At 51.7% G+C, this 12,269-nt stretch carries 11 protein-coding genes; 8 read left to right on the top strand and 3 right to left on the bottom strand.

Annotated elements, in window-relative coordinates; translation table 11 throughout:
* The first annotated feature begins 109 nt into the window (after positions 1–109).
* Entirely contained in the window at positions 110–1,042 is a 933-nt protein-coding gene (locus AABA21_RS03250; protein ID WP_338247536.1) for an ABC transporter ATP-binding protein, read from the top strand.
* Positions 1,043–1,082: 40 nt separating this feature from the next.
* On the top strand, positions 1,083–2,525 hold the full coding sequence (locus AABA21_RS03245; RefSeq protein ID WP_338247535.1) for an ABC transporter permease: 1,443 nt from the start codon (positions 1,083–1,085) through the stop codon (positions 2,523–2,525).
* Here the strand turns inward: AABA21_RS03245 and AABA21_RS03240 are convergent, their stop codons facing one another.
* Entirely contained in the window at positions 2,526–2,777 is a 252-nt protein-coding gene (locus AABA21_RS03240) for a hypothetical protein (protein WP_338247534.1), read from the bottom strand.
* A gap of 184 nt (positions 2,778–2,961) precedes the next feature.
* Here AABA21_RS03240 and AABA21_RS03235 point away from each other — a divergent pair, with 184 nt between their 5' ends.
* From AABA21_RS03235 to AABA21_RS03225, 3 genes are all read left to right on the top strand, one after another.
* Positions 2,962–3,624, top strand: a complete 663-nt coding sequence (locus tag AABA21_RS03235) for an NUDIX hydrolase N-terminal domain-containing protein (RefSeq protein WP_338247533.1) — start codon at positions 2,962–2,964, stop codon at positions 3,622–3,624.
* Between the two features lie 100 nt (positions 3,625–3,724).
* Positions 3,725–4,672, top strand: a complete 948-nt coding sequence (locus AABA21_RS03230; RefSeq protein ID WP_338247532.1) for an aldo/keto reductase — start codon at positions 3,725–3,727, stop codon at positions 4,670–4,672.
* 35 nt (positions 4,673–4,707) lie between these two features.
* Entirely contained in the window at positions 4,708–5,829 is a 1,122-nt protein-coding gene (locus AABA21_RS03225) for a dipeptidase (protein ID WP_338247531.1), read from the top strand.
* A 46-nt stretch (positions 5,830–5,875) separates the two neighbouring features.
* Here AABA21_RS03225 and AABA21_RS03220 read toward each other — a convergent pair whose 3' ends face one another.
* Positions 5,876–6,490: a DUF4388 domain-containing protein gene (locus AABA21_RS03220; protein WP_338247530.1), complete on the bottom strand. Its 615-nt coding sequence runs from the start codon at positions 6,488–6,490 to the stop codon at positions 5,876–5,878.
* A gap of 380 nt (positions 6,491–6,870) precedes the next feature.
* Positions 6,871–7,068 carry a hypothetical protein gene (locus AABA21_RS03215; RefSeq protein ID WP_338247529.1) on the bottom strand — a complete coding sequence of 66 codons (198 nt, stop codon included), beginning with the start codon at positions 7,066–7,068 and terminating at the stop codon, positions 6,871–6,873.
* 712 nt (positions 7,069–7,780) lie between these two features.
* Here AABA21_RS03215 and AABA21_RS03210 point away from each other — a divergent pair.
* The 3 genes from AABA21_RS03210 to AABA21_RS03200 all read left to right on the top strand — a co-directional run bounded on the left by AABA21_RS03210 (position 7,781) and on the right by AABA21_RS03200 (position 12,262).
* Complete coding sequence (locus AABA21_RS03210) at positions 7,781–8,929, top strand: LacI family DNA-binding transcriptional regulator (protein WP_338247528.1); 1,149 nt, start codon at positions 7,781–7,783, stop codon at positions 8,927–8,929.
* A gap of 229 nt (positions 8,930–9,158) precedes the next feature.
* Positions 9,159–10,598, top strand: a complete 1,440-nt coding sequence (locus tag AABA21_RS03205; RefSeq protein ID WP_338247526.1) for an alpha-L-fucosidase — start codon at positions 9,159–9,161, stop codon at positions 10,596–10,598.
* 248 nt (positions 10,599–10,846) lie between these two features.
* Positions 10,847–12,262, top strand: a complete 1,416-nt coding sequence (locus AABA21_RS03200) for a PQQ-binding-like beta-propeller repeat protein (protein WP_338247525.1) — start codon at positions 10,847–10,849, stop codon at positions 12,260–12,262.
* Positions 12,263–12,269 lie beyond the last annotated feature (7 nt).

The following is a 12,269-nucleotide window of genomic DNA, read 5'->3' as shown; positions in this document are numbered from 1 at the left end:
GTATAGATAACGTCTATACTTATTGGATGACCTTTTTTCTACAGTTATAACATATTGCTATGTCTAGATAATATATCAACCACTAATGATATACGATGAGGAGTTATGAATGGGACTCGTTGTAGATACTATCAGTAAGTCCTTTGGACAGTTTCAGGCAGTCAAGGATCTGTCTATGGAGGTTAAAGAGGGGGCTTTGTTTGGCTTGCTGGGTGCCAATGGTGCGGGGAAGACAACCACGATGCGCATGGTACTGGATATTTTCCGCCCTGATCGTGGACAGATTACCTGGAATGGAAAAGACGTACGCGAAATTCCACGTCGCGAACTGGGGTATTTGCCCGAAGAGCGCGGCCTGTATTCAAAGATGAGTGTCGAGGAGCAGCTGCTTTTCCTGGCTCAACTGAATGGCTTATCAAAAAGAGACGCGAAGAGCGCCATGGATGAGTGGCTGGAGCGTTTCCAGATTAACGCGAATCGTAAAAAGAAGATTGAAGATCTCTCTAAAGGGAATCAACAAAAGATACAATTCCTGGCGACGATCTTACATAATCCCTCTATTCTCATCATGGATGAGCCATTTAGCGGCCTTGATCCGGTGAATGCCATTGTGTTGAAGGATGCCTTTTTAGAGATGCATCGGCGCGGCAAGACGATCATCTTTTCGACGCACCAGCTGGATCAGGTGGAAGAGATGTGCGAGGATATCGTGATCATGAACAAGGGGGAAGCGGTGGTGAAGGGAAGCGTGCAGGAGGTACGCCGTCAGCATGGACGCAATATTGTGCGCTTAAAACTAGAAAATGATCCCCAGGCGCTGTGGCTGGATGATATGGATGGGGTGCAGATAACCAAGCGACGTCAGGATTATATTGAGATGCAGATCCGCGCAGACCTGAATCCCAACGTGATTCTTGAGGCGGCTCTGCAGCATTCTGGTCAGATTAATCGTTTTGAATTGGCCGAGCCTTCATTGACCGATATCTTCATTGAACGCGTCGGTAATATCGCCCTTCCTGATGCTCCCACGACGGTGGCTTAACTATTCATTATCACTGCATGCAATAGATAGAAGAGGATATATGTCAAACAAGACTGTGATGCCTCCTGTTGATGAGGCTGCTCCTGCGACTCATAATACTGAGGTTGTGCGCTCGGGCCGCGATTCGCGCAGCAACACATGGCGCAACATTGGCTTGATCGCTCGTCGTGAATATAAAAATCGCGTTACCCAGCGTAGCTATATCATTACAACGGCGTTGTTCGTCTTATTCGCCCTGATTGGTTCCTGTGTTCCAACCGTGATCCAGTTTTTTGCGGACCGCTCCAATTCGCAGTCTCATGTCACCATCGTCAATGATGCCGGGACCACGGCGGGACTGAGCGGTGATAGTCTGCTGCAATACTTTGACCGCAGTCTCAATACAGCCGCGAACGCCGACGTTCAGGGTATAGATCAGGGATCGACCTCGCAGAAAGGAAAGCCCCACTTTGCCTTGAGTAGCGGCGCGCCTGGCACAGCCGCTCAATTACAAAATGATGTGAAGGACGGCAAGCTGGATGTGCTGCTGGTACTGAATCGCAACGCTAATAAGGATGTGAGCTTCACCTACTATACTGCGACCGCCAGTCTCAGTGATACCGATCTCGCCCAGATACAGGCTGTAGCCGGACAATTGAACGTACAGGACAAATCGTCCCGCCTGGGTCTGACGTCCGCGCAAACCCAGCATTTGCTGGCTCCCCCTGCTTTTAACGTTGTCTACACCCAGAGGGGTGGTGGCAATGACTCGCTGATGTCGTTGGCGGGCGGCTACTTCCTGGGCGTCATTGGAACCGTGCTGATTTTTATGGCTGTCTATCTTTATGGTATGTGGGTAGCCAATGGCGTGGCCGATGAGAAAGGGAGTCGCATTATGGAGATCCTGGTGAATGCCGCGACCCCTTTCCAGCTCTTGTGGGGTAAGATTCTGGGGATTGGTGCCGCTGGCTTAACCCAGATGGTCTGTCTGGTAGCTGCTGGCCTGATTGGTCTGTTGTTGCAAGGGCCCCTGAGCGCGGCTCTGCAAACCAATGGTCTGCCGCTCAACCTGAGCTACATCCATGCTTCAACGACGCTCCTGTTGCTGTTGCTGGTCTACTTTGTGCTGGGCTTCCTGCTGTATTCCACCCTGTTTGCGGCGCTGGGCGCCCTGGTGAAGCGCCAGGACGAGGTGCAGAATACCGTGGGACCATTGACGACCATCTTTATGGTTGGCTACATGGCCAGCTTTATCGGCGGCTCAATTGGAGCGGGCGCGACCTGGTTCAAGATCATGTCGTTTGTCCCCTTCTGGACTCCGACTATGATGATGATGCGCATCGCCACCAACGCTGTCAGCGGCTGGGAGATTATGCTGAGCATTGTTATTCTGTTGGTGTCTATCGCGATCTGCGCCTGGGCCTCCTCGCGCATCTACCGCATCGGCATCTTGATGTATGGTCAGAAGCCCAATCTGCGCCAGATTGCCAGGATGCTACGCTAGTTACACGCCAGGTTCAACTTCGACATCTAGATACGCATCAAGCAGCGGGAAATACACGCCTAGACTAAAGAGCGGTATTTCCTGCTGCTTTTCAAATGCACCATAAATCCCTTTTCCCTGCTCTTTATGATAGATTTCTATTCTGGGCGATTTCCCGTCGAGCAGCAGGTATTCATAGCATGTGGTCAGATCATTCTCTTCCAGTTGAAAATATTCCTGAACCGTCATTTGTTGAGGATGTTCTATTGCCATCGACCGCTCCATCCTTATGTACAATGGTCCACAGACGTTTGAAAAAGCGCTCGCTATGCGTAATAGCATACCATTGTAGCGATCTATTCATGCGTTTAATGGTATATTATCCATATTACATATAAAGGCATAATATATAAATATCGTTGTTTAGAGACAGCACAATTGAAAGTGATTTGATTGTATGGATACACATGAAAAAGAAGTTCCTCTAGAGCAGAAGCTGGCACAATGGGCTGACATCTTACGCGGCCAGGCGGTTCATGGCCTGCATTATGCCGCGAATATATATGAGAAAGAGCGTTATCAAAAAATTCTGGATGTGGCGCAAGAAATGTTTGCCTGTGCGACCGGGCAGACACTGGAGGGTATCGATCCTCTGAAAAGTGTTCTTTTTACACGTGCCTCTCCTATCCCTTCCGCCGATGCCGCAGTGATTGACGATGATGGCCGCATACTCCTGATTCGGCGGGCTGATAATGGTTTATGGGCGATGCCGGGAGGTGGTATCGATATCGGTGAGACCCCGGCTCAGGCGGCGGTGCGCGAAGCCCTGGAAGAGACCGGCGTTAGTAGCGAACCTGTGGCATTGGTTGGCATCCATGACTCGCGTTTCTGCGGCACCGTCTATCCGCTTCAACTCTATCAAATGAACATCTTGTGTCGCCCTCTACTGGATGTTCCCGCTGTATCACCGCCCACGTTCGCGCATGAGGTGCTGGATATCCAATGGTTCCCCGAGCACGCATTGCCGGCAGAGATTGATCCTGGTCATAGAGGGCGCATTCCGGAGGCGTTTCGTGTCTGGCACGGTGATAGGCGGGCATACGTTGATCTGCATGCTTGATTGGATATGTGCGATACTGTTACAGAGAAGTTTTTGTTATGAATAATGATATCTTAAATATCTCTGAGACAGAACGTTGCATGTGAAGAAGGAGTGCTTTATGTCATATTCTCAGCCGAACCCTATCCTGCCTGTTCGTACTTTGGGGAAGACAGGTTTGCAGGTGCCAGCATTGTGTGTAGGGTGCGCTCCCCTGGGCGATATGCCCGATACGTTCGCGTATTCGGTGCCGGAAGAGCGCGCTCTCGCGACGATTCGCTCCATTTTTAAGAGCCCGATTACGTTTGTGGATACGGCGGCATCCTATGGTGATGGCGAGAGCGAGCGCCGGATCGGATTGGTGCTAAAAGAATTGGGCGGCGTGCCAGCTGGATACGTGCTGGCCTCCAAGGCTGATCGTGATCTTAAGACGGGCGAGTTTAGTGGTGATCAGATGCGCAGAAGTGTCGAGCGTAGTCTGCGCCTGCTGGGTCTGGATCGCTTGCCGCTGCTCTATCTGCACGATCCTGAGCATACAACGTTCGAGGCCGCTATGGCGCCCAACGGACCCGTCGAGGTGCTGCAGCGCTGTAAAGAAGAGGGGTTGATTGAGCATCTGGGCGTGGCCGGTGGCCCGATTGATCTGATGACGCGCTTCGTTGAAACTGACATTTTTGAGGCGGCCATCTCACATAATCGCTATACCCTGCTCAATACCGAGGCCGATCCGTTCTGGGACGTCTGCCAGCAGCACGGTGTCGGGGCGGTGAACGCGGCTCCTTATGGGAGCGGTATGCTGGCGAAGGGACCACGTGCCTATGCGCGCTATGAATACGGTGAGGCTCCCAAAGAGTACGTAGAGAAGGCTGCAAAGTTCGAAGATGCCTGTCAGCGCTACAACATTCCACTGGCTGCGGTAGCGTTGCAGTTCTCCCTGCGCGATCAGCGTATCCATTCAACTGTGATCGGCATGACGCGTCCCGAGCGCCTGGATGAGACCGTAAAGCTGGCCCAGACCGCTATTCCTGATGAGCTGTGGCAAGAGATAGAGACGATTCGTGTGCCTTAACTCCGCTTCAACTCCTGAAGTAGAAGGAAATTAGCATGGCAGATGATACATCTATTCATCCAACCCTGATCGGGCATATGGATACGCTGCTACGTTTTTATGAGCTGGAACCGCTGCAGCAGCCAGCGTTGACCATGCCAGCCAGTGAGCTTCCCTTTGTGCAGACCTTTTTTTCGCGCGGCCAGGATGGCCATATCGACTATCCGCGCGCGCAGGAGGGGGGCATGGCCGGAGCCTTTTTTGCTGTCTATGTGCCCACTCCTAAAGCAGCCAATGGTGAACAACCAGCGGCGGCGACCAATGCGCCGCCGGAGCACTGGTATGAGAGCTATATCAGACCGGCCATTAACTATGAGTATGCCCAGCAGGCAAGCTGGCAGATCATCTCCTTGCTCTCACGCCTGGAGGCCGGTTCGCAGGGTCGCTTAAAGATTGTGCGCACCGTCTCAGACCTTGAGACCTGTCTGCAGCAAGGGATCATGGCAGCCATTATGCACATTGAGGGCGCCGAGATGATTGATCCGCAACTGGCCACATTGGATGTACTCTATCGGGCTGGTCTGCGCTCTCTGGGACCGGTCTGGAGCCGTCCCAATATCTTTGGCTATGGTGTGCCGCTGGTCGTTGGTCAGTCTCCCGATACGGGTCCCGGTCTGACCGATGCCGGTAAAGCCCTGGTAAAAGCCTGCAACCGGCTGGGTATCATGCTGGATCTCTCTCATCTCAATGAGCAGGGTTTCTGGGATGTCGCTCGTCTCTCACAGGCACCGCTGGTCGCGACGCACTCCAATGCCTATGCCCTTTGTCCCTCGGCGCGCAACCTCACCGACAGGCAACTGGATGCGATCAAGGCATCCCATGGCCTGGTCGGCATTAATTTTAATGTCTATGATGTGCGTACGGACGGAAAAGGCAACGTCGATACACCTATCGAGGATCTTATTCGCCATATCGACTACCTGGTAGAGCATGTCGGGATTGAAGGAGTCGCGATCGGCACCGATTACGATGGCGCGACCATGCCCGGTGACCTGCGTGATATCTCCTGCTTACCCAGATTCTATGCCGCGCTGGCAGCGCGTGGTTACGATGAGCCCTCCCTGCGCCTGATCGCTTCCGAAAACTGGCTGCGTATTTTTCGGCAAACCTGGCGTTGATGCACGGTTAACACACACAGAGCCATCTCCAATGGCTCTGTGTGTGTTAACCGTGCATCATAATCAGCCCTGATCGTTCCAGATCCCTCAAGAGCTCCAGTATCTTTTCCGGATTTTTACCCATCAGCGCGAACAGTTCATGCGTGGTACGCTGACCATCGATGAGCATATACAAACGTCGATGTTCACGCGTCAGCCCTAATTGTTCCATATATCCCAGCACATTTCCACTTGTGGGAATGCGATAGGGTTTTTGTAAAGCGATGGGTGCCTGTGGGCTAGTGGTCTGAGGTAATCTCTGCATTCCCGGGTTGGTGATCGAAGAAGATGGTTGGCTCATGCCGTTAGGATGCACTGGTGGGAGTGATCCGCTTGAATGACCGTTGGAAGATGATGGGTAGGATGGCATAGATGGATTGCTTGAGACCAGAAAAGCAAAACGGCAAACAGTCCAGGTGGCAAATCTGCTCAGTGCTGGAGTACCTGTGTAGGGGCCGATCTGTGCACCCATAATTTGCCCATTTATAAATATAATTGTGCCCTCTTCAAATGCTGCCCCTTCACCGCGTTCGACCGTTAGTGTACCACTTCGGTGTGCAATCTGAATGAGCTGAATTATATCTGCTAGATTGTTGGTTGTTGTTTCTCGCTGTTGAGGCATAGTACACCGCTCTACTCGTCAATGAGTTCTGATTTTCAGTGCACAACAGAGCGCTAACCAAAAGTATCTATGTACCTGTGCTGTGTTGACTGAAGGATAGGCTGCAAAATATGGTAGGGGTATTATACCTATATCCTTCCTATTTTACAATACATTTATGTATAGCAGATTCTGATACAGTTGTTAAAAGACTATTTTTTGCAGGACTAATATATTCTTTAAATATAAGCGATTTTGAAATACCGTGTTGCTAATCGAGGCAGCTATTATAGTATATATCGATTAATGAGCTGGCTCGAGTCTCAGGATTCTCTGACCAGCCCATCCCAAAGAGAAAATGCCACCGAATAACCTGGATGATAATGAAGTGGAGCGTTTGTCTAATCGTTTGGTGTAATTAGTTCGCGCAGTTGCCTTTCAATATTATTTTTAGCAATCGGTGAGAGCAGGGGATCACTGAGCGTCTTTTCGAGCCGCTCTTTTTGTTCTGCCCGGAAACGCAGATTGGCGTCACGCTTCTTCTTTATTTTCATTAGCTTAGCCAGCACCTGGTTGTCTAGTTCATCAAAATTTTCCATAAAACCACCTGCTTTTCCTTTGTTTTTGCTTTATTTTATCATCTTTGCTTACTCATAGGTGCTGAGCTTGCTTACTCGTAGATGATGGGCTTGCCCCAGCTTAAAAGGCTGAATGGTTCTTCGATCAGGTCGGCAAGAGTTGAGAGAAATGGGCACCTCGTGCCCCGTCGATGCGACGGCCTCCCCCTTCTGGACCTCTGAGCAGGGGGTGAGCCAGCGTACCACTTTGCCCGTGTCCTGTGCCATTCCCAGGACGGTATAATCATATTCTGTGCCATGCCTCTATCTCTGTTTTGAGCACTAGTGCGCCGTGGTTGCCCCGGCATCCGCGACCGGCCTGTTGAGATGTGATTGTGTCTCGCGTGTAGTGGATAGCATGCGCCATCTTCAGTCAACCCTGGCTACTGGTTGATCAACTTCTGCTACTGAATCAGTATGTTATGATATAAATAACACTTTTGAGAAAGCGCTTACCATTAGTTTTTTGTCAATCAAAGATATGAGAGCTTGCTTGAAGGAATGCTCCACGCAGTACGCGAAAAAGCTCTTGCTATCACCCAAAAATCAGCTTATAATGCTTGTCAAGAAGTTGAAAACTGTTTTTCTCGGATGGTATCGATTCTTTTTGAGAAGTAGGCTTTTTCATTTTAGTTGAAAGCCGGCCGGGCGAGAAAAAAATTTTCAGTATTTTCAGTAGATATACGAGGCTAGTATGACAGATCGTAGGAGGGCGGAAGAGTCCCATGAGCCAAGGGCAATTACCATTCATGACGTGGCGAAAAAAGCCGGTGTATCGATTGCCACCGTTTCTCGAGTCTTGAATGGCGCCGCGACCGTCGATCCAGCATTGGCGGAACGTGTTCATGCGGCGGCCATCCACCTGAAGTACCAGCCGAGCCGGGCCGCGCGCATCCTGGCTGGGAGAAGTTCTGTGCTGGTTGGTTTGCTGGTCACGGACATGCAGAATCCTTTTTTTCTCGATCTGATTCGGGGTGTGGAGGAGGTGCTGCAGCAGCAAGGCTATTTACTGGTTGTTTGTAATACCTTTGAAGATGCGCAGAAGGAGGCTCAATACCTCGAAGTGCTGGCGGCCGAACCTGTGGCTGGTGTGATTATTGCCCCTACCCAGGGCCGCATCGCGGTCTTAGACGACCTGAAAGAGCGCAATATCCCGGTTGTAGCCGTGGATCGCCAGCTCGATGATCGCTCCACTGATTGTGTGTTAATCGACAACGCCGCCGCCGCGCGAGAGGCGGTTGCCCACCTGATCGCGAATGGCTATCGTAGAATCGGCATGATTGGTGGCCCCAAATCCGTGACGAATGCCAATGAACGCGTGCTGGGCTATCGCCAGGCTCTGCAGGAAGCGGGCATCCCACGGGAAGCCGCCCTGGAGCAGCGTGGATCGATGATCGCGCCCGATGCGGGTATCCGCCTGACAAACAAGTTGCTGGACCTGGACCCCCCGGTCGATGCTATTTTTACCGCCAACAACCGCCTGACAATGGGCGCGTTGCGCGCCATACATGCCCGGCAAAAGCACATTCCCGATGATATCGGGCTGGTCGGATTTGATGAGCTTTACTGGTCGGTGCCCGAACTGGTCTCGATCACCACCGTGATTCAGTCGGCTTATGACATCGGGAGCACCGCTGCCAGCAGGCTGATTCAACGCTTACAAAAACCTGATGCCCCCCGGCAAGAAATTATCCTCCAGCATCAGCTCGTGGTGCGCGACTCTTCCCGTCCACGTATTTCTACTCCTGACAGTTCCCAGCAGATCCCTGTACACCAGTCTAGAAACAGCCGCAAAGAGGAAGCGCGAGACGAGCAGCTCCAGAACGTATCGTCTGAGGGGTAGTCTTCGTGTGGTCGGCAAACTCACCTTGAGACGTTTCCGTTGACTTTGTACGTTCCTTGACAGATACGCACTTTTTATGCTAATAAAATTGTATTCTGAGAAAGCGTTTTCTCAGATTTTGTGAACAACCAGGACAACCTGCCGGGACCCTGAATCTATTTACGTTCAGCTGACACCTTTACCATGGCCGGGAAACACTTTTAGTGATTGTTCATAGAGAGGTTTAGACATGAGTATGATAGAAGAGACGCAGCGCATTCGACAGACGATTGCCGCTGGACCATTTGAGGCTGATTGGGAATCGCTCAAAGGATACACGGTACCCGCCTGGTACGAGGATGCCAAGTTCGGCATCTTTATTCACTGGGGAGTCTATTCGGTTCCTGGCTTCGGTAATGAATGGTATCCACGTAATATGTATCTGCAGGATAGTCGCGAGTTCAAGCACCACGTGGAGACCTATGGTTCGCAGGCGCAATTTGGTTATAAGGACTTTATCCCCCTGTTCAAGGCTGAAAAGTTTGATGCCGATGCCTGGGCCAATATTTTTCGCCAGGCGGGCGCCCAGTTTGTCGTTCCTGTCGCCGAGCACCATGATGGCTTCGCAATGTACGATAGTGCCTTTTCGGATTGGACCGCCGCCAAAATGGGTCCCAAACGTGATCTGATTGGTGAGCTGGCGGAGGCCGTGCGCAAGCAATGGCTGGTCTTTGGCCTTTCCAGTCACCGGGCCGAGCACTGGTGGTTTTACGAAGGCGGTATGGCGTTTGATTCAGATGTGCAGGATCCTCGCTATATTGGTCTCTATGGACCCGCTCAGCCCAAGACGATGCAGCCCAACGAGGTGTTTCTCGACGACTGGCTGGCGCGTACCTGTGAACTGGTGGATAAATATCAGCCGCAGCTGCTCTGGTTTGATTGGTGGATTGAGGAGCCGGCCTTTCGTAATTACCTACAGCGCTTCGCCGCCTACTATTATAATCGTGGCGCGCAGTGGACGCGCGGGGTGGCCATCAACTACAAGCATGACGCCTTCCCCGCCGGGAGCGCCGTCTTCGACATCGAGCGCGGCCAGCTCACCGATATTCGCTATCCATTCTGGCAGACGGATACGGCGGTCGCCAAGAATTCCTGGGGCTATACGGCAAACCAGGAGTACAAGACCGCGACCGAACTGGTCGGAGACCTGGTAGATATCGTCAGCAAAAACGGGGCGCTCCTGCTCAATATCGGTCCCAGGCCCGATGGCACCATTCCTGAGCCAGAGGTGGAATTGCTGTTAAATATCGGCCGCTGGCTCAAGGTCAATGGTGAAGCGATCTATGGGACGCGGCCATGGAAGACCTTTGGCGAGGGTCCCACGCAGGTTGTTGGCGGCAGCTTTAACGACACGAAGCGTGCGGCCTTTACCAGCCAGGACATTCGCTTTACCACCCAGGGCGAAACGCTGTACGCGACCGCCCTGGCGTGGCCAACTGACGGCACCGTTACCATTAAATCCCTGGCCAGCGACGCCGCGTTGTTCCAACATCAGATCGGGAAAGTCGAGCTACTGGGCTATCCCGAGGAGCTGCAGTGGAGGCGCGAGGCCGCGGGCCTGGTCATCAATCTGCCGGAGCAGAAGCCGTGTGAACATGCCTTTGTCTTCCGCATCTCACCAACCGCTTAACATCCGGCCAGACATGGATCTATCAGTTTTTAAATAGAGGGAATGAGGCAGGCGGCTTCGAAACAACGAAGCCGCCTGCCGCATTCCCTCTGTGTGATGCACTTTTTTCTACGGAGCGGCTGTACGATGTCGTATCGCTGTTGAATCACCATAAACCAGCGCTAACAGTGTATAATGAGTATGCTTTATGGTTCAGATCAGCCAGAGTAGCTGATCTACTGTGTGCTGTTTATGGGAGAAGAAATAGGATGGACTCTGGACCCGATCCACATCAGCGTGATCAACCAGACTTTAAATTAGAGATTACTGATATAGATGCTGATGATTCTGGCGAGATGAATGGCCGATCTGGCAAATCATCAAGGCTTGAGCCATTGTTCGCTTTTGCTGTGCGCCATGCGCGTGGCTTGTTTATGCTAGCGATTGTGGCAGGCTGTCTCGTATTTGCTATCTTGCTCTTTCCCGATGCCGCATCCTTTATCCATCCCGCGACCTCTGTGCCACCGGCGATTACGCCCATGGCCCCGCCTTATTCGTTTGTGACGGTTTCTGGCAATGACACTGTCACATTTGTCCTGGGGCAGATCGAACATGGGGACCAGTCATCGGGCCCGCTGGATAATATCGGCATAACTGCTTATGACACGCATAGTGGCGTGCTTCTCTGGCACACGCCGCAGCACCAATCATCCAGGATCACGTATGGATTGGCGACCAACCTCAAGGATCAGGGAGAGCATATCTATGCTCTCCGTGCGGATGGCCTGATTTCTCTGCTCGAACCTCGTAGTGGTAAAACCCTCTGGAGTTATCATTTGCCCTCTGCTATGCCCGAGCCCATGGCTATTGAGCAAGATGGGGTGCTTTATTTTTCAGATGCTGATCAGAACGTTTACGCGGTCAAAGATGGTCGGATGCTCTGGCGTACTGGCGGGATGGGCATCATATTAGGGATTGAGGATGGCGTTGTATATGGCTGTGATACTACGCGACAACATTTCCTGGCTGTAGATGAAGAAAGTGGCGCCCGTCTCTGGTCATACACAGTGCCATCTCCGACGCAAGCGTCTGCTCCTGATTCTCATTCTCTATCGCTGGCAATAGAAAACAAAACTTTCTATTTGCAGGCAAGCGATAACAGGGTCGTGGCTATTCAGCCACAGGGCCACGTTTTGTGGTCCCGTCAATTTCATACCCCCTTTAGCCTCAAAGCAGATGCTCATCACCTTTATGCCGTCGATCAGTCGACTGAGACACTGGAGGTTTTGAATCTACAAACGGGCAAACAAGAGCGCACACCTATCCATGCGGCAGGCATCGTAAGTATCAAAGATATTCAGGGAAGCCTGTTATACATCCAGACTGATGCAGGACTGAAAGCTATTAATGCGGATACAGGGAATGTCGTCTGGCAAAAGGCCCTCGTTGTAAGTCCAGCAACCCGGGTCGATAATGGGGTCATCTATGTCCCCATCTTAAGCAATACAAATTCTGTGCAGGCAATTAGCGAACGAGATGGTGCTGTACTCTGGTCAGGGGCTATGAAGGGCGACATAACGACGATCAATGCCAGCGTGTTAGACCTGTATTCCTCGGATAACTATACTCTTTCCGTGCTACGTTTAAGCGATGGCAAAACCCTGTGGAGCAAACATATAGAATAGACAATGT

The sequence above is a fragment of the Dictyobacter halimunensis genome, from assembly GCF_036245075.1.
The sequence above is the reverse complement of the archived record's forward strand: the minus strand, read 5'-3'. Positions and strand labels throughout refer to the sequence as shown.